At 71.7% G+C, this 24,396-nt stretch carries 19 protein-coding genes and 1 pseudogene; 13 read left to right on the top strand and 7 right to left on the bottom strand.

Going from position 1 to position 24,396, the window contains the following annotated elements:
- Window positions 1-17: 17 nt before the first annotated feature.
- Window positions 18-671, bottom strand: coding sequence for a hypothetical protein (locus ACGFIK_RS07840; protein ID WP_327024874.1), 654 nt, complete (start codon window positions 669-671; stop codon window positions 18-20).
- A gap of 58 nt (window positions 672-729) precedes the next feature.
- Between ACGFIK_RS07840 and ACGFIK_RS07835 the strand changes: the two genes are divergently transcribed.
- Complete coding sequence (locus ACGFIK_RS07835) at window positions 730-2,187, top strand: PLP-dependent aminotransferase family protein (RefSeq protein WP_327024875.1); 1,458 nt, start codon at window positions 730-732, stop codon at window positions 2,185-2,187.
- Between the two features lie 70 nt (window positions 2,188-2,257).
- Here the strand turns inward: ACGFIK_RS07835 and ACGFIK_RS07830 are convergent, their stop codons facing one another.
- The 3 genes from ACGFIK_RS07830 to ACGFIK_RS07820 form a co-directional block, all read right to left on the bottom strand.
- Window positions 2,258-4,081, bottom strand: coding sequence for a long-chain fatty acid--CoA ligase (locus tag ACGFIK_RS07830; protein WP_327024876.1), 1,824 nt, complete (start codon window positions 4,079-4,081; stop codon window positions 2,258-2,260).
- 136 nt (window positions 4,082-4,217) lie between these two features.
- A complete protein-coding gene (locus ACGFIK_RS07825; RefSeq protein ID WP_327024877.1) occupies window positions 4,218-5,150 on the bottom strand; it encodes a terpene synthase in 933 nt (310 codons plus the stop codon).
- Window positions 5,151-5,275: 125 nt separating this feature from the next.
- A complete protein-coding gene (locus tag ACGFIK_RS07820; protein WP_327024878.1) occupies window positions 5,276-5,905 on the bottom strand; it encodes a TIGR03085 family metal-binding protein in 630 nt (209 codons plus the stop codon).
- A gap of 160 nt (window positions 5,906-6,065) precedes the next feature.
- On the opposite strand from ACGFIK_RS07820, the gene ACGFIK_RS07815 reads away from it, so the two are divergent.
- Both ACGFIK_RS07815 and ACGFIK_RS07810 read left to right on the top strand, forming a co-directional pair.
- Window positions 6,066-7,931, top strand: a complete 1,866-nt coding sequence (locus ACGFIK_RS07815; protein WP_327024879.1) for an ABC transporter ATP-binding protein — start codon at window positions 6,066-6,068, stop codon at window positions 7,929-7,931.
- Window positions 7,932-8,098: 167 nt separating this feature from the next.
- Window positions 8,099-9,826 carry an ABC transporter ATP-binding protein gene (locus ACGFIK_RS07810; protein ID WP_327027036.1) on the top strand — a complete coding sequence of 576 codons (1,728 nt, stop codon included), beginning with the start codon at window positions 8,099-8,101 and terminating at the stop codon, window positions 9,824-9,826.
- 67 nt (window positions 9,827-9,893) lie between these two features.
- Here ACGFIK_RS07810 and ACGFIK_RS07805 read toward each other — a convergent pair whose 3' ends face one another.
- Together ACGFIK_RS07805 and ACGFIK_RS07800 are read right to left on the bottom strand one after the other, a co-directional pair.
- A complete protein-coding gene (locus ACGFIK_RS07805; protein WP_327024880.1) occupies window positions 9,894-10,649 on the bottom strand; it encodes an ABC transporter permease in 756 nt (251 codons plus the stop codon).
- Window positions 10,646-11,380, bottom strand: a complete 735-nt coding sequence (locus ACGFIK_RS07800) for an ABC transporter ATP-binding protein (protein WP_327024881.1) — start codon at window positions 11,378-11,380, stop codon at window positions 10,646-10,648. Before ACGFIK_RS07800 ends, ACGFIK_RS07805 begins: the two co-directional genes overlap by 4 nt.
- On the opposite strand from ACGFIK_RS07800, the pseudogene ACGFIK_RS07795 reads away from it, so the two are divergent.
- From ACGFIK_RS07795 to ACGFIK_RS07780, 4 genes and pseudogenes are all read left to right on the top strand, one after another.
- Window positions 11,313-12,254: pseudogene (locus ACGFIK_RS07795) on the top strand (hypothetical protein); the annotation flags it as partial. The gene ACGFIK_RS07800 and the pseudogene ACGFIK_RS07795 overlap by 68 nt on opposite strands.
- 240 nt (window positions 12,255-12,494) lie before the next feature.
- Window positions 12,495-12,920 (top strand): phosphoribosyl-AMP cyclohydrolase, encoded by a 426-nt coding sequence (gene hisI, locus ACGFIK_RS07790; protein WP_327027037.1) that lies wholly within the window; start codon window positions 12,495-12,497, stop codon window positions 12,918-12,920.
- Entirely contained in the window at window positions 12,917-14,470 is a 1,554-nt protein-coding gene (locus ACGFIK_RS07785; RefSeq protein WP_327024882.1) for an anthranilate synthase component I, read from the top strand. The genes hisI and ACGFIK_RS07785 overlap by 4 nt, the downstream gene beginning before the upstream one ends.
- A 73-nt stretch (window positions 14,471-14,543) precedes the next feature.
- Complete coding sequence (locus ACGFIK_RS07780; protein WP_393338557.1) at window positions 14,544-15,095, top strand: Trp biosynthesis-associated membrane protein; 552 nt, start codon at window positions 14,544-14,546, stop codon at window positions 15,093-15,095.
- Between the two features lie 93 nt (window positions 15,096-15,188).
- Here the strand turns inward: ACGFIK_RS07780 and ACGFIK_RS07775 are convergent, their stop codons facing one another.
- Window positions 15,189-15,440 (bottom strand): hypothetical protein, encoded by a 252-nt coding sequence (locus ACGFIK_RS07775; RefSeq protein ID WP_327024884.1) that lies wholly within the window; start codon window positions 15,438-15,440, stop codon window positions 15,189-15,191.
- Between the two features lie 442 nt (window positions 15,441-15,882).
- Between ACGFIK_RS07775 and trpC the strand changes: the two genes are divergently transcribed.
- The 6 genes from trpC to ACGFIK_RS07745 all read left to right on the top strand — a co-directional run bounded on the left by trpC (window position 15,883) and on the right by ACGFIK_RS07745 (window position 24,374).
- Window positions 15,883-16,686, top strand: coding sequence for an indole-3-glycerol phosphate synthase TrpC (gene trpC, locus ACGFIK_RS07770; RefSeq protein ID WP_327027038.1), 804 nt, complete (start codon window positions 15,883-15,885; stop codon window positions 16,684-16,686).
- Between the two features lie 56 nt (window positions 16,687-16,742).
- Entirely contained in the window at window positions 16,743-17,978 is a 1,236-nt protein-coding gene (gene trpB / locus ACGFIK_RS07765; protein ID WP_327024885.1) for a tryptophan synthase subunit beta, read from the top strand.
- 2 nt (window positions 17,979-17,980) lie between these two features.
- Entirely contained in the window at window positions 17,981-18,784 is an 804-nt protein-coding gene (gene trpA, locus ACGFIK_RS07760) for a tryptophan synthase subunit alpha (protein WP_327024886.1), read from the top strand.
- A 197-nt stretch (window positions 18,785-18,981) separates the two neighbouring features.
- Window positions 18,982-20,115: a prolipoprotein diacylglyceryl transferase gene (gene lgt, locus ACGFIK_RS07755; RefSeq protein WP_327024887.1), complete on the top strand. Its 1,134-nt coding sequence runs from the start codon at window positions 18,982-18,984 to the stop codon at window positions 20,113-20,115.
- A 14-nt stretch (window positions 20,116-20,129) separates the two neighbouring features.
- A complete protein-coding gene (locus ACGFIK_RS07750; protein WP_327024888.1) occupies window positions 20,130-21,311 on the top strand; it encodes an NAD(P)/FAD-dependent oxidoreductase in 1,182 nt (393 codons plus the stop codon).
- Window positions 21,312-21,677: 366 nt separating this feature from the next.
- A complete protein-coding gene (locus ACGFIK_RS07745) occupies window positions 21,678-24,374 on the top strand; it encodes a LamG domain-containing protein (RefSeq protein ID WP_327024889.1) in 2,697 nt (898 codons plus the stop codon).
- The last annotated feature ends 22 nt before the right edge of the window (window positions 24,375-24,396 follow it).

The following is a 24,396-nucleotide window of genomic DNA, read 5'->3' as shown; positions in this document are numbered from 1 at the left end:
ATTGCTCTGAGTGACCGTCAGACGGTCGATGCCGTCTCGACCCGTGCTGGGGCCTCCCGTTGCGGCTCCGGCACGTCGCAGTGGGGCAGGAAGAGTTGCGTCAGCGGCCCGATGGCCAGGGCGTAGGCGACCGTGCCGATGCCGAGTTTCCCGCCGAGCAGCGCGCCCACGGCCAGTACCCCGATCTCCAGGACGGTGCGGACCAGGCGCAACGAGAGTCCCGGCCGGCGGGCGACGAAACCGGTCATCAGCCCGTCCCGGGGACCGGGCCCGAGGCGGGCCCCGAGGTAGAGGGCGGTGGCCAGCCCGTTACCCACGATCCCGGCGGTCAGCAGGACGATCTGGACGGCGAGGTTCTCCACCGGCGGCAGCAGGGCCAGGGTCAGGTCGACCGTCAGGCCGACCACGAGCACATTGGCCACCGTGCCGAGGCCGGGACGTTCCCGCAGGGGGATCCAGGCCAGCAGGACCACCGCCCCCACGAGGATGACCACCGTGCCCATGCTCAGCCCGGTGAGCCGGGAAACCCCCTGGTGGAACACGTCCCAGGGGTTCAGGCCGAGTTCGGAACGGAGCATCATCGCCATGCTGGCTCCGTACAGCAGCAGGCCGACGAACAGTTGCACCAGCCGTCGCACCGGACGATGCCGCAGGTTGCCAATCAAAGTCACTCCTGCCACCCTAGTGGCCAATTGAGGGTCAGAAAGAGCCAATATCGGGGGAGCGGCCATGACCAGTCAGGTACGCGGAGCCCAATTGGCCCGCCTGCTAGGGCAGTGGCATGCGTTGCCGGGCCGCCGACGCAGACCGGACTACGCCGCCCTGGCCGGTGCGGTACGCGGCCTGCTCGCGGACGGTCGGCTACCGCTGGGGGTACGGCTGCCGGCCGAGCGGGACCTGGCCGAGGCGCTGCAGATCAGCCGGACCACCGTCACGGCCGCCTACCGCGAACTGCGCGACAGCGGACACCTGGCCAGTCGGCGCGGTGCGGGCAGCTGGACCATGCTGCCCGGAACCCACCGGGTGGCCAGCAACGGCCTGTGGATCCCGCTGGACGACCGGGACATGCTCGATCTCGGGGTGGCGGCCCTGGCCGCCCCACCGGAGCTGCTGCCGGCCGCCCGCGCGGCGGCCGAGGACCTGCCGCGCTACCTCGGGGGTGCCGGGTACCACCCGATCGGCATCATCGAGCTGCGGGAGGCGGTGGCCCAGGCCTACGCCGACCGGGGCCTGCCCACCTCACCGGATCAGATCATGGTCACCAACGGCACCCAGCACGCGCTGGATCTGGTGCTGCGTCTGGCCCTGGCCCCGGGTGGCAGCGTGCTGGTGGAGTCGCCGAGCTACCCCAACGCCCTGGCCGCCCTGGCCGCCCGGCGGGCCCGGATCACCACCCACGGCCTGGCCGCCGAGCTGAACGGCTGGGACGCCGACCTCCTGCTCGGCTCGCTGCGGCAGGTGCGTCCCCGGGTCGCGTACCTGATCCCCGACTTCCAGAATCCGACCGGTCACCTGATGTCGGCCGACCTGCGGGAGCGGCTGGTGGCCACCGCCCACGCGGTCGGCACCGACCTCGTCATCGACGAGTCCTTCGTGGACCTGTCGCTGGACGACTCCCCCCTGCCGCCGCCTACCGCCAGCTTCGACCGGCACTCCCGGGTGGTCAGCATCGGCGGGATGAGCAAGCCCTTCTGGGGTGGGCTGCGGATCGGCTGGATCCGCGCCTCCGCCCCACAGGTGCAGCGGCTGGCCGCAGCCCGGGTGGGGGTGGACATGGCCAGCCCGGTCCTGGACCAACTGGTCGCCGTACACCTGATGGCCGCCGCGCCGACCATCGTGGCCGCCCGGCGGGCCCAGTTGACCGCCCAGCGCGACGCCCTGCTCGGGGCCCTGGCGGCGCGGCTGCCGGAGTGGCGGGTCACCGTGCCCCGGGGTGGGGTGACCCTCTGGGCCGAGCTGGACGGGCCGATCTCCAGCGCCCTGGCGCGGGCGGCCGAGGAGGTCGGGGTACGCCTGGCCCCCGGTCCCCGGTTCGGCCTGGACGGCACCCTGGAGCGTTTCCTGCGACTGCCCTTCACCCTGCCCTCGGCCGACCTGGTCGAGGCGGTCGGGCGGCTCGCCGCGGTCCGCTACGACCTGGACCGGGGCGGGGCGCCCCGCTGGCGGGAACCCAGCGTCATCGCCTGAGCGGTCGGGAGGCAACGAGCCGGCCCCGCGCCCTGGGTGGGGTGCGGGGCCGGCTCGGAGCGGATCGCCGTCAGAGTTCGGCGACCGTGCCGGTGTACATCTTGTCGATCTCGGTGGAGAAGTTGCTCTCCACCCCGCGACGCTTGATCTTCAGGGACGGGGTGATCTCGCCGTCCTCGATGGTCAGGTCGCGCGGCAGGATGGTGACCTGCTTGATGGTCTCCCAGCGGTTGAGCTTGCTGTTGAGCTGGGCGACGTACTCCTCGACCATCGCCTTGGCCTCCGGCGAGGCGACGATCTCGGCGTACGGCCGACCCTCCAGGGGGGTGCCGGCCGCCCAGCCGACGATGGCGTCCGGGTCCAGGGTGACCAGCATGGTGCAGTAGTTGCGGGCCTGGCCGATGACCACCGCCTGCGAGGTGTACGGGCAGGTCGCCTTGAACATGCCCTCGATGTACGAGGGGGCGATGTACTTGCCGCCGGAGGTCTTGACCAGGTCCTTCTTCCGGTCGGTGATCCGCAGGTAGCCGTCGGCGTCGAGCTCGCCGATGTCACCGGTGCGGAAGAAGCCGTCTTCGGTGAAGGCGGCGGCGGTCTCCTCGGGCAGGTTGTGGTAGCCGCGCATCACCGGACGACCCTTGATCAGGATCTCCCCGTCGGTGTCGATGCGGCACTCCAGGTCACCCATCGCCTTGCCGACCGTGCCGATGCGCAGCCCGTTGGGCGGGTTGACGAAGTTGCCGGCGCTGGACTCGGTCAGCCCGTACCCCTCGGAGATGGGCAGGTTGGCGGCGGCGAAGAAGGTGGCGATCTCCGGGCTGAGCGGGGCGGCACCGGACACCAGTACCCGGATCCGGCCACCGAGGCGGGCCTGGAGCTTGCTGAAGACCAGCTTCTCGGCCAGCGAGTACTTGAACTTCAGGCCGCCGGGCAGGGGCTTGCCGGCCTGCTCCAGGGCGACCTTCTCCTTGCCGACCCCGACCGCCCAGGCGAAGATCTTCGCCTTGGCGCCACCGGCGTCCTGGGCGGTGGTCACCGACTTGTTGTAGACCTTCTCGAACACCCGGGGGGCACCGCACATCAGGGTCGGTCGGACCACCGAGAGCAGCTCGACCAGCTTGTCGACCCGGCCGTCGACATACGTCGGCAGGCCGACGTGGGTGGCCCCGCAGAGCAGGGTCTTGCCGAAGGAGTGCGACAGCGGCAGCCAGAGGTACTGGAGGTCGTCATTGCGCAGCAGACCGACCGCCTCCTGGGCTACACCCTCCCAGCACCAGCCACCGTGCAGCAGTTCGACCCCCTTGGGGCGGCCGGTGGTGCCGGAGGTGTAGATCAGGGTGGCCAGGTGGTCCGGGCCGATCTCGGAGACCAGGCGGTCGACCAGCTCCGGATCCTCGGCCAGCCGCTCGGCGCCCTGCTTCTCCAGCTGGGCGAGGGTGAGCTGGGGTACGGCAGCCGAGGGGTCGGGCTCCCCGTCGATGAGGATCACGTGGGTCAGCGCGGGCAGCTGGGCCCCGGCGATCTTCGCCGCCTGGCTGGGGTCCTCGGCGAACAGCACCTTGGAACCGGAGTCGGCGATGATGTAGGTCGCGTCGTCGGGCTCCGTGGTGGGGTAGACCGTGGTGGTGGCACCGCCGGCACACATGATGCCGAAATCGGCGATGACCCAGTCGAGCCGGGTGTTCGCCAGGATCGCCACCGGGTCCTCCTGGCCGACGCCCAGGCCGTGCAGACCGGCGGCGACCGCCTTGGCCCGCTCGGCGACCTGCGCCCAGGTCAGCCATACCGGGGAGTTGTCCGGGCCGGGACGACCGAAAGCCTGGCGGTCGGGGGTGGCCGCCACGCGCTTGAGGAACATGTCAGGAATGGAACGGTACGGTACATCGAGAGCCATCGCTGTAGCCGCCTTCGGGGGTGGAGGCGTGACCATCGTCACGTCGAGTGTTCGTTACCGAAGGGTATTGCCTGTGCGGGGAGTCGGCTAGCCCCGTCGATCATCCACCGGCCGGTTTCCGCTCCGGTCGGCCCGTTCAGGCGTAGCGCTGCGCTGCCAGGGACCAGTCGTAGGTCGCCCGGATCCAGTTCCGGCGGGTCGCCAACGCCGGCCGGACCGCCTCGCCGTGCTGCGCCAGCAGGTCGCTCTCCGTGGTCAGGTAGGTGCCGAGTTCCTCGTTGAAGCGGGCCGCCGCGGCTCGGATCGCCGCGGTCTCGTCGCCGGTCTCCCGGCTCAGGACGGTGACCAGGTTATGCGCGTCCGGCCCGGCCCGATGCTCCTTGCGGTACGAGAAGACGTCGTTGCACCAGCAGATCAGGTTGGCCGCGAGTTGATCCAGGGCGGCCCACTGCGGGTCGGCCCGGTGCTCGGCCGAGGGGAAGCCGTCCAGGGCCAGGTCGGTCAGGGTGAGGCTGGGGAAGACCCCGCCGGTGTGCCGACGCATCTGCACGTACTCGTGCACCGGGGGCACCCGGTCGTGCTCCCGGTTGGCCGCCTCCCAGAGCAGGGCCAGCAGGTACTCCCGCATGGCCGAGGTGAACCGCAGCAACACGGCCGGCCGGTCGTGGGCGCGTACCCGGCGGCACAGGTCGGCCAGCGCCGCCCCCAACGCGCCGGCGGCCGGGTCGGCGTCCCGGCCACCCTGCTGATCCAGTACGTCCAGCAGGGCCGCCAGGGTGGGGGCCAGGCGGGTCGGATCGGCCCCCAGACCGTCCTCGTCGCAGGCGTCGTCCATCACGAACAGCCAGGAGATCAGGTCGGACAGCAGGCGCAGGCGATCACGGGGTGCCTGCGGGCAGGCCCGGCCGGCCAGCCCGGCAGCGTCCGCGCGACGCAACCGCTGTCCGTTACTGATCAGTCCCAGCCGCTGCGCCCAGCTCTCGCTCTCCTGCGCCAGCGCCTCGGTGTCCTGGTGCTGATCCGCGGTGAAGGGCGGTTCTCGCAGGACGGACAGCGCAAAGCTTCGCATCGAGTTTCCCTGTTCCTGTCGCCCCGGGCGGAGCGGCGCGGCAAGCGTACGGGAGGCTCGATCAACTCACGGTACGCACCAGATAACTATTCGGGTGTGGTCGGTGGCCGGTTCTGCACACCTAGCTAAAAGCCCAGCTTGGCCCCGCGCAGCCGGTCCGCCAGGGCCGTCGGGCCCTCGATCTCCACCCGGGCCACCCGCTGCCGACCGGACAGGAACAGGGTCAATTCGCCCGGGGGGCCGACCAGACGCACCGTTTCGCCGCCCTGGCCGGTGACGACCTCACCGTGCCCCGGTGCCTGCACGACCAGTCGGGCGGGGAAACGACGCAGCCGCAGGCGGGCCATCGTCGAGGTGCGCCGCCACAGGGTCTGGTCCAGCCCGGCCGGCAACTCGCGCGGCTGCCACTGCGGCTGGGCCCGGCGGACATCCTCGTGGTGGATGAAGAACTCCAGGGTGTTGGCCAGCTCGTCGGTCAGGGGGTTGCTCATCGGGCTCCACACCGGAGGGTTTCGCACCTGGTCGAGCAGGTCGGCCCAGTCGCCGGCCGCGACCTGCCGGCGGACCCGTTCGCCGCGATCCCGCAGCGGGGGCAACAGGATGCCGGCGGCGGCGTCCGGCCGACGTTCGCGGATCACCAGGTGGGCGGCGAGGTCACGCACCGTCCAACCCTCGTTGACGGTAGGGGCCTGCGGTCCCAGCGTGGACATCAGGTCGGCGAGCGCCTTGCGCTCCGATCGGGCGTACCGCGACATGACAGCGATGCTAGGCCCATTTCACCGACCTCGCCGGATGGGCCGTCGTGCCTGGTTGTCCCCGGAGGGTGACGTCGGACATATCACCGGGGGGTCGGCGGGGGGAGCGGACAACGGTAAGGATGAGAGAGGATATTGGCGGCTTACGGCGGGGGAGACAGTGGCGAGCGGGACTAGTCGGGATGTGCTGGGTCGTGGTCTGGCCGTCCTGGGGCGGGCCATCCGCGAGCAGCCGAGGATTTTCGCGGTCGCGGTCAGCGGCAGTGTGCTGTTCGGCGCGATGGTGGTGGCCAGCGCCTTCATCGTCGGCCGGGTGGTCGGCGAGGTGGTGGTCCCGGCGATCGAGAGCGGCTCGGTGGGGGTCAGCGCCCTGGCCATCGCGGCCACCGCCCTGTTCGGGCTCAGTGTGCTGCGGGTGGTCGGCATCTTCGGCCGACGACTCGGCGCCGGCTACATGCAGTACCGACTCCAGGCCGCCTATCGGCGCCGGGTCACCCGTCGCTACCTGGAGCTGCCGCTGTCCTGGCACCACCGCAACGCCACCGGCACCCTGCTGTCCAACGCCAACTCCGACGTGGAGGCGGCCTGGCAGCCGATCGCGCCGCTGCCCTTCGCGGTCGGCACCCTGGTGATGCTGGTCGGGGCGGTGTCCTCACTCTTCTTCACCGACTGGGCGCTGGCGCTGGTCGGGCTGGCGGTCTTCCCGGCCCTGTTCGCGCTCAACGTGGCCTACTCCCGGCGGATGGCCCCGCGTCAGGCCCGTGCCCAGCGGCTGCGGGCCGAGGTCAGCGGGATCGCCCACGAGAGCTTCGACGGTGCCCTGGTGGTCAAGACCATGGGACGGGAGAGCCAGGAGACCGCCCGGTTCGCCGACCGGGCCGGGCAACTGCGCGACGCCCTGATCTCCGTCGGGCGGCTGCGCGGCATCTTCGACCCGATGTTGGAGACCCTGCCCAGCCTCGGCACCCTGGCGGTGCTGGTGGTCGGGGCGTACCGCCTGCGTCAGGGGGCCATCGACGTCGCGGACCTGGTCAGCGTGGCCTTCCTGTTCACCGTGCTGGCCTTCCCGGTGCGGGCGATCGGCTGGGTGCTGGCCGAGTTGCCGCGCAGTGTCGCCGGGTGGGACCGGGTCAACCGGGTCCTGCAGGCCACCGGCGAGATGCCGTACGGCGACACCCGGCTGCCCTCCACGACCGCGCCGGCCTCGCTCACCTTCACCGAGGTCGGCTTCGCCTACGAACCCGCCGAGGCGCATCTGCCCGGTACGCAGGTGCTCGGCGAGGTCTCCTTCACGGTCGAGGCCGGCAAGACGGTGGCCCTGGTCGGGCCGACCGGGGCCGGCAAGTCCACCATCGCCTCGCTGGCCGTACGACTGGTGGATCCGCTGTCCGGCACGGTCTGCCTGGACGGGGTGGACGTCCGGGAGTTGACCGCGGACTCCCTGGCCGCCAACGCGGCGCTGGTGGCCCAGGTGCCGTTTGTCTTCGACGACACCATCCGGGCCAACGTCTCCCTGGACCGGCCGGGTATCGACGACGAGGCGGTCTGGGCCGCGTTGCGGCTGGCCGAGGCCGACGGGTTCGTCGCCGCCCTGCCCGACGGGCTGGACACCATGGTCGGTGAGCGGGGCACCTCCCTCTCCGGTGGGCAGCGGCAGCGACTGACCCTGGCCCGGGCGCTGGCCGGGCGGCCCCGCCTGCTGGTGCTCGACGACGCGACCAGCGCGGTGGATCCCCGGGTGGAGGCGGCCATCCTGGCCGGGCTGCGCTCCTCGACCGGGGGTGGTCCCGGCGCCTCGATCCTGGTGGTGGCCTACCGCCGGGCCACCATCGCCCTGGCCGACGAGGTCATCTACCTGGAGCAGGGCCGGGTGATCGCGCGCGGCCCCCACTCGACCCTGCTGGCCACCGTGCCCGGCTACGTCGACCTGGTGACGGCCTACGAGCAGGCCGAGGTCGAGCAGCAGAGCGCGGCGGAGTACGACGAGGTCACCCCCCTGCCCACCGGCCTGGAGGTGGACCGGTGAGCGCGAGGAACGCAGCGCAGCGGAGTCCCGCAGTCGGGAACGGAAGGCAGGCCCGGTGAGCGCGAGGAACGCAGCGCAGCGGAGTCCCGCAGTCGGGAACGGAAGGTGATCCGGTGAGCGCGAGCAACGCAGAGGCGGCGGAGCGGGCCGAGTCGACCTGGCAGACGATGCGCCGTGGGCTGGCTCTCTCGCCGGAGTTGCGGGTCGGGCTGGCCGGCACTCTCGGCCTGGCCCTGGTCTACATGGTCGGGCGGGTGGCCGTGCCGGTGGCCGTGCAGCAGGGCATCGACCGGGGCATCGTCGGCGGGCTGGACCTGAACGCGCTGTTCAGCGTGGTGGCCGTGACCGGGGCGGTGCTGGTGGTGACCACCGTCTGCGGTTACCTGATGATGCGGCGGCTGTTCACCGTCAGCGAGACCGCCCTGGCCAACGTGCGGGTGCGGGCCTTCCGGCACGTGCACGACCTGTCGATGCTGCACCAGCAGTCCGAGCGGCGTGGTTCGTTGGTCTCCCGGGTGACCAGCGACGTCGACCAGATCACCCAGTTCCTCCAGTGGGGCGGGGTGATCCTGCTGGTCAACCTGGGGCAGTTGGCGGTCACCACCGCGGTGATGCTGGCGTACTCCTGGCAACTGACCCTTGTGGTCTATGCCGCCTTCGTGCCCGCGGTCGTGGTGATCCGGCTGCTTCAGCGCCGACTGGCCGCCGCCTACGGGGTGGTGCGGCAACGCACCGGCGCCCTGCTCGGCGCGGTCGGCGAGAGCGTGGTGGGGGCGCCGGTGATCCGGGCGTACGGTATCGCCGGGCGGACCGCCCGGCGGCTGGACCAGGCGATCGACTCCCAACGGCTGGCCCAGCAGAAGGCGATCCGGATCAGCATCCTGGGCAGCTCCGTCGGGGAGTTGGCGGCCGGGGTGGCGTTGGCCGGGGTGGTGGTCGTCGGGGTGCTGCTCGGGGCCGACCAGACCCTGAGCATCGGTGAGGTCACCGCCTTCCTGTTCCTGGTCACCCTGTTCATCCAGCCGGTGCAGATCGCCACCGAGGTGCTCAACGAGGCGCAGAACGCGATCGCCGGTTGGCGTCGGGTGCTGGATGTGCTGGACCTGACTCCCGACGTGGCCGACCCGGGCGAGCAGGGGCGGGACCTGCCACCCGGCCCGCTGGACATCCGCTTCGCCGGGGTGAGTTTCGCCTATCCGAACGGTCCCACCGTGCTGCACGAGGTCAGCCTGGAGATCCCGGCGAAGAGTCGGGTGGCCGTGGTCGGGGAGACCGGTAGCGGCAAGACCACCTTCGCCAAACTGCTCACCCGACTGATGGATCCCTCGCAGGGCCAGGTGCTGCTCTCCGGGGTGCCGCTGACGGACGTACGGTTCGAGTCGCTGCGCTCCCGGGTGGTGATGGTGCCGCAGGACGGCTTCCTGTTCGACGCCACCGTGGCCGACAACGTCCGCTTCGGCCGTCCGGAGTTGACCGACGAGCAACTCACCGCCGCCTTCACCGAGCTGGGGTTGAGTGACTGGCTGGAGGGCCTGCCGGCCGGGTTGGCCACCGGCGTCGGTGAGCGAGGTGAGGCGCTCAGCGTGGGGGAGCGGCAGTTGGTCGCCCTGGCCCGGGCGTACGTGGCCGACCCGGACCTGCTGGTGCTGGACGAGGCGACCAGCGCGGTCGACCCGGCCACGGAGGTCCGGCTGCAACGGACCCTGGACGCGGTGACCCGGGGGCGCACCACCCTGGCCATCGCGCACCGGCTCTCCACCGCCCAGAACGCCGACGAGGTGATCGTGGTGGACCGGGGTCGGATCGTGCAGCGGGGCCCGCACGACGAGTTGGTAGCCGACCCCGATTCCGTCTACGCCCTGCTCTACGCCTCCTGGCTGGAACAGACCCGCTGATCTTGGTCGGGCAGCGGGGCGGTGAGGTAGCGGGCCCAGGCTGATCCCGGGGCCCGGAGGCCCGGCGTCAGCCGCTGCGTCGTCGCAGGGTGGCCGCGGCGAGCAGCAACGCCAGCACCGTCACGGCGGCGACCACGGCCACGTCACGCCACATGGTCGCCGTCGGCTCGGCGTGCGCGCCGACCTCTTGCAGGGCCTCGACGGCGTACGTCAGGGGCAGCACGTCGCTGACCGCCTGCAGCCAGCCCGCCATCTGCTCCCGCGGCACGAACAGCCCACAGAGCAGCATCTGCGGCGCGACCACGACCGGCATGAACTGTACGGCCTGGAATTCGGTGCGGGCGAAGGCGCTGCACAGCAGCCCGAGCGCGACGGCCAGCACCGCGTTCAACGCGGCGATCATGATCACCAGTCCGCTGCTGCCGGCGGTGTGCAGGCCGAAGACCCAGTACGTCACGGCCGAGGCGATGGTGGCCTGCACCGCGCCGGCCAATCCGAAGGCGATGCCGTACCCGAAGAGCAGGTCGGCCTTGGCCAGCGGGGTGGTGAGCAGTCGTTCCAGCGTGCCGGTGGTCCGCTCGCGGAGCATGGCGATGCTGGTCACCAGGAACATGATGATGAACGGGAAGAAGCCGAGCATGACCAGGGCGATCCGGTCGAAGGCGGACGGCCTTCCCGGCACGGTGGGCTGGTCGGCGTACATGTAGTAGATCAGGGTCAGCAGCACGGTGGGCACGACCACCAGCAGGGCCACCGTCCGCCGGTCGTGACGCAGTTGGCGCAGGATGCGCCCGACGGTGGCGAACAGGATTCGGGGGTTCATCCCGCCTCCCCGGTCGGCTTGGTCTCGCCCGCTCGGATCAGTCGCAGGAACGCCTCGTCGAGGTCGTCCACCCCGGCGGCGGCCCGGACGGCGTCCGGGGTGTCGTCGGCGATCAGCCGTCCGGCGCGGATCAGCAGCAGCCGGTCGCAGCGGGCCGCCTCGTCCATGACGTGACTGGACACCAGCAGGGTCGTCCCGGTCGCGGCCAGCTCGTGGAAACGGGCCCAGAGGTCGGCGCGCAACACCGGGTCCTGGCCGACCGTCGGTTCGTCGAGCACGACCAACTCCGGGTCACCGACCAGGGTGCAGGCCAGTGACGCCCGGCTGCGCTGCCCACCGGAGAGGTTGCCCACCAACTGCCCTGCCGCCGGGGCCAGCCCCACATCGGCCACGGCCCGGTCCGCCTCGGCCGCGCCTCGGCCGTGCAGGGCGGCGAAGTAGCGGGCGTTCTCCCGGACGGTGAGGTCGGCGTAGACGCTCGGGGCCTGGGTCAGGTAGCCGACCCGGTGGCGTAGACCTGCCGAGCCGGCCGGCTGACCCAGCACGGTCACCGCGCCAGCCGTGATCACCTGCACCCCGACGATCGCCCGCATCAGGGTGGTCTTGCCGCTTCCGCTCGGCCCGAGCAGCCCGGTGACCGTGCCGCCGGGAACGACGGCGTCGATGCCGTCCAGAACTCGCCGCCCGCCCCGGTCCACGACCAGGCCACGGACGACGATCGCGTCGACCATCGGCCACCTCCGAGAAACTCATCATCTGTGGCGATCGGCGCTGGGGGAATCAGTTTCGGCGGAGCAATGGCGACGCCTGCGTCCCTCGATGCGCGCCTGCCGACGACATGGCGGAGAGCTCCGTAAGGTACAACGGGTCTGTCATCGGGCATTGCACCTTAGATCGGACATGCGGCAGGATGGCGCGGTGGATCACGCTCCGTCACCGGACAGTCGTTTCTTCGCCGACTGGACCGCACGGCTGCGGGCGAGCGCCGACCGACCCGTGGTGGGCATCCTGCTGCGCGGCAGTCACGCCCGCCGGGCCGCCACCGCGCACAGCGACGTGGATGTCGACCTGCTGGTCGGAGGTGCCCCGTACGCGGCCTGTCGGGCCTACTTCGCGGAGCACTCCGGCCGACTCACCCATGTCTCCGTCGCCGCTCGGGACATCCGCTCCTGGGTCACCCGGCTGGGCGAGCCGGCCGACTGGGCCTTCGGTCTGCCCGTGACGGCCCCCGCCCGGCTGCTGTGGGCCGATCCGCGCTGGCGGGCCCGGATCGATCTGCCGGTGCTCTGCCAGCCGGCCGACGAGCCACGGCTGGAGGAGTTGATCGCCACCCTCGGCAAGGTGGCCTCGGCCCGGGACGCCACCGATCGGCTCGGCCTGCGGTTGGCCGCCGCCGACCTGGCCCGGCTCTGCCCGTCGGTGCTGCGACTGGCCAATCCCACCGTCCGGGTGGCGTCCCGCCGGTCGGCCTTCACGGCCGCCCTGGACCTGCCGGTGGCCCCGGCCGGGTACCGCGACGACATGCTGCGCTGCCTGGGGCTGTGGCCCGGCTCGACCGGCCCCCTGTGGGCCGCCGCCGCCCGACTGGTGGCCGGCATCCTGCCGCTGATCCGCCCGTACGCCGCCGAGGTGGCCGAGGCGGGCGGCCCGGACCTCGCCGAGGCCCTGCTCGACGGCCGCCTGGACCGCTACATCACCCAACTGGCCCGACCCGCCGGCCCGCCCAACGCCACCAGTGCTCCGGCTGCGCCCGCCGTCCCGCCCAAGGCTGCCGACGAGCCACCTGTGTCTGGCGGGCGGGAGTCCGGTGGGGTACCCGCGCCGCGTGCGGAACAATGGCTAACTGTGTCCGTACCTGACGCGCCGGTGACCGGCGCCCACCACGAAGCGCCACCCTCCGGCGGCCCGGACCGGCCCTCCCGGCTGGACCCGGCGATCGCCGCCCGGCTGCGCCGTACCCCGGAGGGTCTGGTGGCCGCCGTGGTCCGGCAGCACGACAGCGGTGAGGTGCTGATGGTCGCCTGGATGGACGACGAGGCCCTGCACCGCACCCTGACCACCGGCCGGGCCACCTACTGGTCGCGCAGCCGCCGGGAGTACTGGGTCAAGGGCGCCACCTCCGGCCACCACCAGTACGTCCGGTCGGTGGCCCTGGACTGTGACGGCGACGCCCTGCTGGTCAGTGTCGACCAGGTGGGTGCGGCCTGCCACACCGGGGAGCGCACCTGCTTTCACACGGAGCTTCCGGTCACCGGGGAGGTGACCTCGTGACGGACGGTCGGGTCAGCCCGGACGAGGCCACCTTCACCGAGTTGGCCGCCCGGTGGCGGGTGGTGCCGGTGACCCGTCGGCTGCTCGCCGACGCGGAGACTCCGGTGGGGGTCTACCGCAAGTTAGCCGGTGGCCCGGGAACCTTCCTGTTGGAGTCCGCCGAGCAGGGGGTCGGCTCGGCGGGACTGTCCTGGTCCCGGTACTCCTTCGTCGGGGTACGCAGCAGCGCCACCCTGATCGAGCGCGACGGTGCGGCCACCTGGCTCGGCACCCCACCGACCGGCCTGCCGACCAGCGGTGACCCGGTCGAGGTGCTGCGGGCGACCGTGAGCGCGCTGGCCGGGCCCCCGGGTGATCCGCAGGCCGGGCTGCCCCCGCTGACCGGGGGGATGGTCGGCTACCTCGGCTACGACCTGATCCGGCGGTTCGAGCGGCTGCCCGACCTGACCGAGGACGACCTGGGCGTACCCGAGTTGGGCATGATGCTCGCCACCGACCTGGTGGTGCTGGACCACTTCGACGGCTCGGCGATCCTGGTGGCCAACGCGGTCCTGCCCCCGCTGGACGAGCCGGGCCGGGAGGCCCTGGTCGCCGCCGCCTACCACCACGCGGTGGGCAGGCTGGACGCGATGACGACCGCCCTGTCCCGGCCGATCCCCCCGATGGTCTCCACGGTGCACCGCCAGCCGGTCGGTGAGGTACGCAGCCGTACCCCCGACGGGGGCTACCCCAAGGCGGTCGAGGCGGCCAAGGAGGCCATCCGGGCCGGCGAGTGCTTCCAGATCGTGCTGGCCCAACGGTTCGAACGCGACACCGAGGCCGACCCGCTGGACGTCTACCGGGTGCTGCGCACCACCAACCCCAGCCCCTACATGTACCTGCTGCGCTTCGACGACTTCGACATCGTCGGCTCCTCCCCGGAGGCGCACCTCAAGGTGACCATCGAGGAGGGTGGTGAGCGGCGGGCCCTGCTGCACCCGATCGCGGGCACCCGTCCGCGCGGGGTCACCCCGGAGGCCGACGCCCGTCTGGCCGCCGAACTGCTGGCCGACCCCAAGGAGCGGGCCGAGCATGTGATGCTGGTCGACCTGGGACGCAACGACCTGGGTAGGGTCTGCCGGCCCGGCACGGTCGAGGTGCCGGAGTTCGCCACCATCGAGCGGTACAGCCATGTGATGCACATCGTCTCCACGGTCGTCGGCACCCTGCGCGAGGACCGCACGGCCTTCGACGCCCTCGCCGCGACCTTCCCGGCGGGCACCCTCTCCGGGGCCCCGAAGGTGCGCGCCATGGAGATCATCGAGGAGTTGGAACCGGTACGCCGTGGTCTCTACGGCGGTACGGTCGGCTACTTCGGCTTCGGTGGCGACCTGGACATGGCGATCGCGATCCGGACCGCTCTGATGCGCGCCGGTAGGGCCTACGTGCAGGCCGGGGCCGGGGTGGTGGCCGACTCCGACCCGGCCGCCGAGGACCAGGAGACCCGGAACAAGGCCGCCGCCGTCCTGGCGGCCATCGCCGCGGCGGAGACCCTGAGGCCGGCCCGATGACCGTACGCATGGTGATCCCGGCCCGACGATCGCGGGTGGATGTCGTGGCGGGCAGGTCGATCCGGTGAGCGAGCTGAGCGAGCCGCAGGTGGCGGCGCGACCTTCGGCGCGGCGTGAGTTGGCGTACGCCGTGCTGGCCTGCCTGGCCGGCGCGGGGCTGGCCCTCTGGGCGGTGACCCGCACCTGGACGGTGCAGGCCACCGGCTCGGCCCTCGACGAGGAGGGCAGCGGCGCCGGTCTGCTGCCGTGGTTGCCGGCGCTGGCCCTGGTGGGGCTGGCCGGGGGTGGCGCGATGCTGGCCACCGGCGGCTGGCTGCGCCGGGGGGTCGGCGGGCTGTTGGCGCTGCTCGGCCTGGCCATGGCCGCCGGTGGCGGCTACGGGCTGGTGGCCGACCTGGGCGACCAGGTCAGCCGGCAGTGGCCGGCCCTCACCCTGCTCGGTGGCCTGATCGCCGCGGCCGGTGGGGTGTTGACCGCGCTGCGGGGTGACCGGTGGCCGGCGATGGGTGCCCGGTACGAACGCCGCTCCGGGCAGGCCGTCGACAGCGGCGGCCCGATCGAGGGCGCCGGTACGAGGGACGCCTGGGAGGCCTTGGACCGGGGCGAGGACCCCACGGTGCGCTGAAACCGCCGCGCCGCGCGACGGCCGAGCTGCGTGGACGTCCGGCCGCGTGGCGGCTGAGCTAGGTGGCTGCGGCCGGTCGGTGTGGCGGGTTGGTCAGCTGACCGGTTCCCGGTCGCGGACCCGGGTGGCGGCGAGTTCGGCGACCAGTTGGTCCAGGGCGGCCCGTTGGTCTGCGCGGGCCCGGTCGGCGCAGACGGCCTCCCAGGCGTTGCCCCGGGCGGTCCGGATCCGGGTGGGGTCGCCCACCGCGCGCTCGACCGTGTGGACGACACCGACGGCGAGCGACGCGACGGTGCGGGAGATGGTGGTGAGTCCGATGGTCTGGTGCGGCGCGGAGGAACTCATGAAGCACCCCGGGAGGATCGTCGTGGTGAAGGGGCAGGCGCGAACCTGAGTCTGCCCGAGAACGATGCTGCGCGGTTCACGTTTCGTAGTGATGACTGCAACGTCAACACTGAGGTAGCCCCCCTGACCAGGCAAAGAGTCCTTGGTCCTTGAGGTAGCTCACAGCATCGAGGGTGATCGTGATGAGGCGTCGATCACTTCCGATGAGCGCTCGCATGGGTGACTGTCGATCTACTGGTGACGTAGAGTTACCACGTGTGCGCGCAAGTCGGCCATTATGCCCCAGCCCATCTCGTGAGGAGCGCCATACCCCCGGCGGGCGGTTCCAGGCCGGGCCACCTAGCATCGGCCCATGACACCCGGAGAGGGGAGTCCGTTGGTGACTGCTGAGCATGCGCACGCGGAGGGGGACGAAGCCGGTTCGTCGGCCGCCCCGACCAGCGTGCTCGACGAGATCCTGGCCGGCGTCCGAGAGGACGTGGCCCGGCGGCAGGAGCAGGTTCCGCTGGAGCGGATCCGTGAACTCGCCGCCGCCGCTCCACCACCGCTGGACGCGTACGCGGCCCTGCGGCGGCCGGGCGTCGCCGTCATCGCCGAGGTGAAACGCTCATCACCGTCCAAGGGCCAACTGGCCGAGATCGCCGACCCGGCCGACCTGGCCGGTGAGTACGCCGCCGGGGGTGCCCGGGCGATCAGCGTGCTCACCGAGGGACGCTGGTTCGGTGGCTCGCTGGAGGACCTGGCCTCGGTGCGGGCCGCGGTGAACATCCCGGTGCTGCGCAAGGACTTCGTGGTCTCCAGCTACCAGGTGCACGAGGCCCGGGCCCACGGCGCCGACCTGGTGCTGCTGATCGTCGCCGCCCTGGAGCAGAACGTGCTGGTCGGCCTGCTGGAGCGGATCGAGTCGCTGGGCATGACCGCACTGGTCGAGGTGCACGATGAGGAGGAGGCCGACCGGGCCCTGGAGGCCGGGGCGCAGGTGATCGGGGTCAACGCCCGCGACCTGCGTACCTTGGAGGTCGACCGATCGGTGTTCGAACGGATCGCCCCGGGCCTGCCGAGCAGCGTCGTCAAGATCGCCGAGTCCGGGGTACGGGGTCCGCACGACCTGATCCGGTACGCCTCCGCGGGTGCCGACGCGGTGCTCGTCGGCGAGGGGCTGGTCACCAAGAAGAGCCCCCGCGAGGCGGTCGCCGAACTGGTCAACGCCGGGAACCACCCGGCCACCCCCCGCCCGGTGCGCTGAGGTCGTACCGATCGATTCCGAGGGAGAGGATCCCCGATGAGCGCGCAGGTCACGGCATGAGCACCCCGGCGTCGGTCGGCCCGGCGGCACAGGTCCCGGACGGCGCCGGCCGCTTCGGTCGTTTCGGCGGACGGTTCGTGCCGGAGGCCCTGGTCGCCGCCCTCGACGAGCTGGAGGCCGCACACCGTACGGCGATGGTCGACGAGGGCTTCCGTGCCGAGTTGGCCGCCCTGATGCGCGACTACGCGGGCACCCCCTCCCTGCTGTACGAGGCCCGCCGCTTCTCCGCCCAGGCCGGTGCCCGGGTGCTGCTCAAGCGGGAGGACCTCAACCACACCGGGGCGCACAAGGTCCGCAACGTGCTCGGTCAGGCGCTGCTGACCCGGCGGATGGGCAAGAAGCGGGTGATCGCCGAGACCGGTGCCGGTCAGCACGGTGTCGCCGCGGCCACCGCCGCCGCCCTGTTCGACCTGGACTGCGTGGTCTACATGGGCCAGGTCGACACCGAACGGCAGGCCCTGAACGTGGCCCGGATGCGGATGCTCGGCGCCACGGTGATCCCGGTGACCACCGGCTCGCGGACCCTCAAGGACGCGATGAACGAGGCGATGCGGGACTGGGTGGCCAACGTCGATGACACCCACTACCTGATCGGTACCGCAGCCGGTCCGCACCCCTTCCCGGCGCTGGTCCGCGACTTCGTCCGGGGCATCGGCGACGAGGCCCGGCAGCAGTGTCTGGACCTCACCGGTGCCCTGCCGGACGCGGTCACCGCCTGCGTCGGGGGCGGCTCCAACGCCCTCGGCATCTTCCACGCCTTCGTCGACGACCCCCAGGTGCGGCTGTACGGCTTCGAGGCCGGCGGCGAGGGGCTGCTCAGCGGTCGGCACGCGGCCAGCATCACCGGTGGTTCCAGCGGAGTGCTGCACGGCGCCCGCACCTATGTGCTCCAGGACGCCGACGGTCAGACGGTCGAGTCCCACTCGATCTCCGCCGGCCTGGACTATCCCGGGATCGGGCCGGAGCACGCCTGGCTGCACGACACCGGGCGGGCCACCTATCTGCCGGTCACCGACGACGAGGCGATGGCGGCTTTCCAGCTGCTCTGCCGTACCGAGGGGATCATCCCGGCGATCGAGAGCTCGCACGCCCTGGCCGGCACCCTGGCCATCGCCGGGAAGCTCACCGCCGAGTTGGGCCGGGAGCCCACCATCGTGGTCAACCTCTCCGGCCGGGGTGACAAGGACGTGCACACCGCCGGCAAGTACTTCGGCGTTCTGGACGGAGACTAGGCATGAGCCGCATCGGGGTGGTTTTCGACAAGGCGCGGGCGGACGGACGGGCGGTGCTGATCGGCTGTATGCCGGCCGGTTTCCCCACGGTCGAGGGCAGCATCGCGGCGATGAAGGCGATGGTGGCCGCCGGGGTCGACGTGATCGAGCTGGAGATCCCGTACTCCGATCCGGTGATGGACGGTCCGGTCATCCAGCGGGCCAGCGACATCGCCCTGGCCGGGGGCGTACGCACCCGGGACGCCCTGCGGATCATCGAGGAGGTCACGGCCACCGGTGCGCCGGTGGTGACGATGACCTACTGGAACCCGATCGAGCAGTACGGTGTCGACGCCTTCGCCCGGGATCTCGCCGCCGCCGGTGGTACCGGGCTGATCACCCCGGATCTGATTCCCGACGAAGCGGACGAGTGGCTGGCCGCCTCGGACGCCCACGGGCTGGACCGTACCTTCCTGGTGGCGCCCTCCTCGACGGACGAGCGCCTGGCGATGACGGCGGCCCACTGCCGGGGCTTCATCTACGCCACCGCCCTGATGGGGGTGACCGGCGCCCGTAGCCAGACCTCCGAGGCGGCACCCGTGCTGGTCTCCCGGGTCCGCGCGGTGACCGATCTGCCGGTCGGCGTCGGGCTCGGCGTCGGCACCGGGGCCCAGGCCGCCACGGTCGCCGGCTACGCCGACGGGGTGATCGTCGGCAGCGCCCTGATCCGCTGCCTGCTGGACGCCCCCGACACCCCCACCGCCCTGACCGCCCTCACCACCCTGGCCACCGACCTGGCCACCGGCGTCCGCCACCCCACCCCCTGACCCCACCCCCTCCCTCCCGCACCCTCACCCCGCCCCCTGAGCCGCGTCGATCATGCACTTTTGGTCGCCGATTCGCCGGGAATGGGCGGTATGCGGGGACGGAAAGTGCAAGATCGCGGGGGCTGAGTGGGGGATGGGGGTGGGAGGTTGGGTGGCCGGGGTGACGGTGGTGGGGTGGGCAGCGGTAGGGTGCGCCCGTGAGTCTCGCCTCGCCGACCTACCTGGCCGCCATCCCCAGCCCGAGTACCGCCGTGTGGAATCTCGGGCCGATTCCCCTGCGGGCGTACGCCCTCTGCATTCTCGCCGGCATCGTGGTGGCCTGCTGGGTCACCGACCGGCGACTGCGTCAGCGGGGGGTAGCTCCCGGCGCGGTGCTGGACATCGCCCTGTGGGCGGTGCCCGCCGGCATCATCGGCGCCCGGATCTACCACGTGATCACCTCACCGGCGCAGTACTTCGGCACCGGTGGTGACCCGATCAGGGTCTTCTACATCCACGAGGGTGGGCTGGGGATCTGGGGCGCGGTCGCCGGTGGCGCGGTAGGGGCCTGGTTCGCCGCCCGGCAGTTGGGCATCCCCTTCGCGGTGGTGGCCGACGCGCTGGCCCCCGGTCTGCCCCTGGCCCAGGCGGTCGGTCGGCTCGGCAACTGGTTCAACAACGAGTTGTACGGCAGCCGGACGGACCTGCCCTGGGGCCTGGAGATCCACCGGATGGAGGGTGGGCAGGCGCTGCGCGACGAGGCCGGCCGGCCGATCCTGGAGGAGGGGCTCTACCACCCGACCTTCGCCTATGAGGCGCTGTGGAACGTCGGGGTCGCCGCCCTGGTCTTCTACCTCGACCGTAAGCTGCGGCTCGGCCGGGGCAGGGCCTTCGCGCTGTACGTGATGGGCTACACCGCCGGCCGGTTCTGGATCGAGATGATGCGGACCGACGAGGCCAACACCATCTTCGGCGTACGCCTCAACGTCTGGACCGCGGCGCTGGTGTTCCTCGGCGCCCTGGCCTACTTCCTGCTGGTCCGTGGCCCGCGCCAGTACCTGATCCCGATCGGCGCCGCGGCCGCCGCCCCGACGGCCGACTCCGACGTCTCCCAGGTGGACCTGTCCGCCCGGCAGGCCGCCGAGCAGTCGGCCGCGCCGGAGGGCTACCGGACGGTCAGCGAGGAGCAGTTCCGGCACTGGCAGGCGACCGGCGAGGCGCCTCCCGAGGGACCCGACCCGACCGGTACGGCCCCAGGAGAGCCCGACGCGGGCGCTGCCGGGGACCGGCCGGACGACGAGCCCGTCGACGGCGAGGGGGCCTCGGCCCGCCCCGCCGAACGCGACAGCTGAACGAGGGGGTGGCCATGCGGACCGCGGTGGTGGTCGGCGGCGGGCTGGGCGGCCTGGCCGTATCCGGTGCGCTAGCCCGGTCCGGCTGGCAGGTCACCCTCCTGGAACAGGCCGACCGGATCCGCCCGGAGGCGACCGCGGTCGTACTCTGGCCGAACGGGGTCCGGGCCCTGCGTGCCCTGGACCTCGGCGCCGGCCTGGACGCGGTGGCCACCCCGTTGCCCGACGGCGGGGTACGCCGTCCGGACGGTCACTGGCTGGTGCAGCCGAGACCGGTCCCGGTCGAGCGGCTGCCCGTCGTGGTGCACCGGGAGGACCTGCACGACGCGTTGATCGCCGGCCTGGGCGAGCGGGTGGAACTGCGTACCGGGGTGACCGTGCGGACCGTACGGGTGGCCCCGGGTGAGCGTCCCGCGGTCGGCGACGGCCGGCACACCTTCGAAGCCGACCTGGTGGTGGCCGCGGACGGAGTCGACAGCCTCATCCGTCGTCAACTCGCCCCGGAAGCCGGCGTGGTCAGCTCCGGCTGTGCCGCCTGGCGGGCGGTGATCCCCTGGTACCGGGCGCCGAGCCTGCCCGATTCGGTGGGCGGGGAGATCCTCGGCGCCGGCTACCGGTTCGTGGCCGCCTCCCTGGGAGAGCGGGGTTCCTCCGGTGCCTCCAGCCGGGGCGGCATCTACTGGATGGCGACCGCCGCGGGTGCGGCCCGACCCGAACCGCCGCAGACCCAGCTGGCCCTGCTGCGCCGCTGGTACGCTGGCTGGCCCGGACCCGTCGACGAGTTGCTGTCCGCCACCGAACCCGAGGACCTGGTGCAGCAGGAGATCCGCGAGCTGCGCCCGCTGCCGAAGGCGTACGGGTTCCCGTCCGGGCCCGGCGGAGTGGTGCTGCTCGGCGACGCGGCCCACGCCATGCCGCCGCATCTCGGCCAGGGCGCGTGCCTGGCCTTCGAGGACGCGGCGACACTCGCCGCGTTGCTGCGCGAGTCGACCCTGCCGGATGCGGTGGTGGCGTACGACCGGGCACGGCGTCCCCGCACGGCGGCCGTGGTTCGGCAGACCCGCCGGATGTCCGCGGTTCTCCAGACCCGGGGCCGGCTGGCCCTGCGTGCCCGCGACGCCGCCCTGGGCGCCATCAGCCCTCGGCTGCTCGGCACCACGGCCGCTATCGCCGCCCAGTGGCGCCCGCCCGCCTGACCGCGGAGTCTCCCGCCCCGCCGGCTGCCACCGCCGACGACCGCCCGGCCGTCCCCGGCCGGCGGTGCTCGTGCTGATCACGGATTGCACACATGATCTTTCTGGCAGTGTCGAACAAATGCCGCAGAGCTACGGCCGGATGATATTGACAGATCGAAACGTGCAGGGAAGGGTGGGTGATCAATCGTCACGGGGGTGTCTACATTGGTCAAACAATCATGGTCTCAGCCTGCCCAAATTCGGTCGCAGAGACCGCGTCGGCTGGCAACCGCGTTGGTTGCCGTACTGCTTGGTTCAGGGCTCGGTGTGGTGGCCGGTGGGCCCGCATCCGCGCTAGCAGAGTCCACATTGGAGCGAGACTGCACGGTGGCGGAGGCGGCGAACGAGACTGCCGCCGCCGCCTTGGCCGCCCAGTGCGGTGTGTCGGTGGAGGTGTTGAGTGAGCGGACCGAGTCCGAGCAGGTAGCTGTCGATCCGACTGGCACGCGGACGCTCACGGTGTCGGCGGTGCCGCAGCGGGTCCGGCGCTCCGACGGTTCGTGGACGGCGATCGACCCCACCCTGTCGGTGTCGGGCGGTGCGGTGGTGCCGGCCGCGACGCTGGCCGATGTACGGTTCTCGGCCGGTGGATCGGCGCCGTTGGTGACATGGCGGGAGGGCGGCTCGTCGTTCATCCTTTCGTGGCCGCTGGGGGCGTTGCCGGTGCCGCGGCTGGTGGGTGCAACTGCGGTGTACGACGATGTGCTGCCCGGGGTCAACCTGCACGTCACCGCCTTGTCGGAGGGGTTCACGCATGCGGTGGAGATTCTGTCTCCGGCGGCGGCGGCGAATCCTCAGGTGCGCAACCTGCGGTACGTGCTGGGCGGGGATGTCAGCGTCGAGACGCAGGCCGATGGTGGGTTGCGGCTGACCGACCCGAGTGGGCAGACCATGGCGGTCACGCACTCGGCGTCAATGTGGGACTCGTCGGTGGATCCGGCAGCTGCCGGCGAGGTACTGCCGATGCGAGGCGGTGACCGGACCACCGCCGAGCCGGCGAGCGGTGCGGAACCCGCAGTCACGTCGAGGCGTACGACCGTGGCGATCACCATGGACGAGGACGAGCTTGTCGTGATCGCGGACGAATCCATGCTCGATGATCCAGAGGTGACCTGGCCGGTGTTCGTGGATCCGCCGTTCAACGGCCTGCGGTCGAAGTGGGCGTTCGCGAACGACGCGAACAAGGCCTGGGACGTGGGTAACCGCGCCTGGGTCGGTCGCAACCCGTACGACGATGTGTTGTACCGGTCGTTTTTCGACTTCAACGTCTCGACGTTGCGAGGGACCCAGATCCTGTCGGCGAAGGTGACCATGAAGCTCGACCACTCGTGGTCCTGCGACCCGACCGCGGTGCACCTGTACCGGACCAACACGGATGGGATCACGGTGTCCAGCGGTGGCCGGATGGCCTGGTCGACCCGGCCGCTGCCGTCGTCGTACTGGTTGGGCTCCTGGTTGGGTAACGCGAACGAGGCCGGTGGTTGTGGGTCCGTTCAGCCGGACGCGGACGCGGTGTTCGATGACAGCAAGGTGAAGACCGACGTGCAGGCGCGGGCGACGGCGAATGCCACGACCTACACGGTCGGTTTGTGTGCGTGCACCCGCACCGGCGAGCACGAGTCGTCGCAGGCTCGGTGGAAGAAGTTCTTCACCGGTCACACCTACCTGATCGTGACGTACGACAAGAAGCCGAACCCCCCGGTCGCGCAGCCGTTCTCCACGACGACGGACTGCTACAAGGCGTGCACCTCGCCGGCGGTGGTGCGTACCACGACTCCGACCCTGCGGGCGAACGTGTCTGACCCGTACAACGGAAACCTGCGGACCGCCTTCGAGGTCCGCACCGCGGCCTCGGCGTCGGCGACGCTGGTGGCCGGGAACTCCTCGGCACTGGTGACGACCGCCGCACCGGGTACCGCGACGTGGCGGGTGCCGTCCGGGCTGGCCAGTGGGCAGACCTACCACTGGCGGGCACGCTCCTCCGACGAGAACAATCTGACCGGCGACTGGTCGGGGTGGCAGACCCTGACCGTGGACACGGCACCACCAGTGCTGGCCCCGGTGTCCTCGACGCAGTACCCGCTGCGGGAATGGGGCGCCGAGGTGGGCACCCCGGGCATCTTCGCGGCCGACGGCAGCCCGGACACGGCGGACTTCACCTGGTGGGTGGACAACGGCTCGACGACCACGGTCGCGGCATCAGGCACGGATCCGAAGACGATGTCGGTCACCCACACCCCGGCCACGGACATGGTCCACACGCTGAACGTGGTGGCCAAGGACATCGCCGGCAACATCAGCCCGACGTATCTGCATCAGTTCTGGGTGTCGCCGGCGCCGAACAAGTTCTCCCGCTGGAGGTTCGACGAGGCGTCGGGCACGACGGCGGCGGACTCGGGCTCGGGCGGCAGCGCGCTGTTGCCGGGAACGCTGTCGGGTTCGGTGGCGTTCGGGCCGGGCTATCTCGGTAACGCAGCCTCGTTCACCGGAACGGGCGGTCAGATCACCACCACCGGGCCGGTGCTCGACACCACCAGGAGTTTCACGGTGATGGCCTGGGTCCGCGCGTCCGACCTCGCTGCCGACGATCACCAGGTGGTGCTGAGCCAGGACGGTACGACGGCCAGCCGCTTCCAGCTGATGTACGACAAGGACGCCAACGGCGGCGCCGGCGGCTGGTGCTTCGCCATGCGTCCCACCGACGGCGGAAACCCGACGACCGCCTGCGCGGACGGCTTCGCCTGGGGGCCGCCGACCGACGGCACCTGGGTGCACCTGGCCGGGGTGTACGACGCGGCCACCGACAAGATCCGCGCGTATGTGATGGGTGATCTGCTCAGCTGCGGTGGGGAGACCGCCGAGACGTCCTTCACCGGCGACTGGTCGGCGACCGGATCGTTCGCGATCGGCCGTGGACAGTCGTCGGGTACGGCCGCGAGCCACTGGCGCGGCGAGATCGATGACGTGCACGCGTTCCAGCGCACCCTGTCGGCCTGGGAGATCTGTCAGCAGGCCGCTCAGTAGTTCCACGCAACCGCAACTCAAC

This window comes from Micromonospora sp. NPDC048871 (genome assembly GCF_043198155.1).
Taxonomy (GTDB): Bacteria; Actinomycetota; Actinomycetes; order Mycobacteriales; family Micromonosporaceae; genus Micromonospora.
The sequence above is the reverse complement of the archived record's forward strand: the minus strand, read 5'-3'. Positions and strand labels throughout refer to the sequence as shown.

Excerpts from the sequence above, each read along its gene's own strand:
- ACGFIK_RS07835 (WP_327024875.1), top strand. The coding sequence starts at position 730 with ATGACCAGTCAGGTACGCGGAGCCCAATTGGCCCGCCTGCTAGGGCAG.
- ACGFIK_RS07830 (WP_327024876.1), bottom strand. The coding sequence starts at position 4,081 with ATGGCTCTCGATGTACCGTACCGTTCCATTCCTGACATGTTCCTCAAG.
- ACGFIK_RS07825 (WP_327024877.1), bottom strand. The coding sequence starts at position 5,150 with ATGCGAAGCTTTGCGCTGTCCGTCCTGCGAGAACCGCCCTTCACCGCG.
- ACGFIK_RS07820 (WP_327024878.1), bottom strand. The coding sequence starts at position 5,905 with ATGTCGCGGTACGCCCGATCGGAGCGCAAGGCGCTCGCCGACCTGATG.
- ACGFIK_RS07810 (WP_327027036.1), top strand. The coding sequence starts at position 8,099 with ATGCGCCGTGGGCTGGCTCTCTCGCCGGAGTTGCGGGTCGGGCTGGCC.
- ACGFIK_RS07805 (WP_327024880.1), bottom strand. The coding sequence starts at position 10,649 with ATGAACCCCCGAATCCTGTTCGCCACCGTCGGGCGCATCCTGCGCCAA.
- ACGFIK_RS07800 (WP_327024881.1), bottom strand. The coding sequence starts at position 11,380 with ATGGTCGACGCGATCGTCGTCCGTGGCCTGGTCGTGGACCGGGGCGGG.
- ACGFIK_RS07775 (WP_327024884.1), bottom strand. The coding sequence starts at position 15,440 with ATGAGTTCCTCCGCGCCGCACCAGACCATCGGACTCACCACCATCTCC.
- trpB (WP_327024885.1), top strand. The coding sequence starts at position 16,743 with ATGAGCACCCCGGCGTCGGTCGGCCCGGCGGCACAGGTCCCGGACGGC.
- trpA (WP_327024886.1), top strand. The coding sequence starts at position 17,981 with ATGAGCCGCATCGGGGTGGTTTTCGACAAGGCGCGGGCGGACGGACGG.
- ACGFIK_RS07750 (WP_327024888.1), top strand. The coding sequence starts at position 20,130 with ATGCGGACCGCGGTGGTGGTCGGCGGCGGGCTGGGCGGCCTGGCCGTA.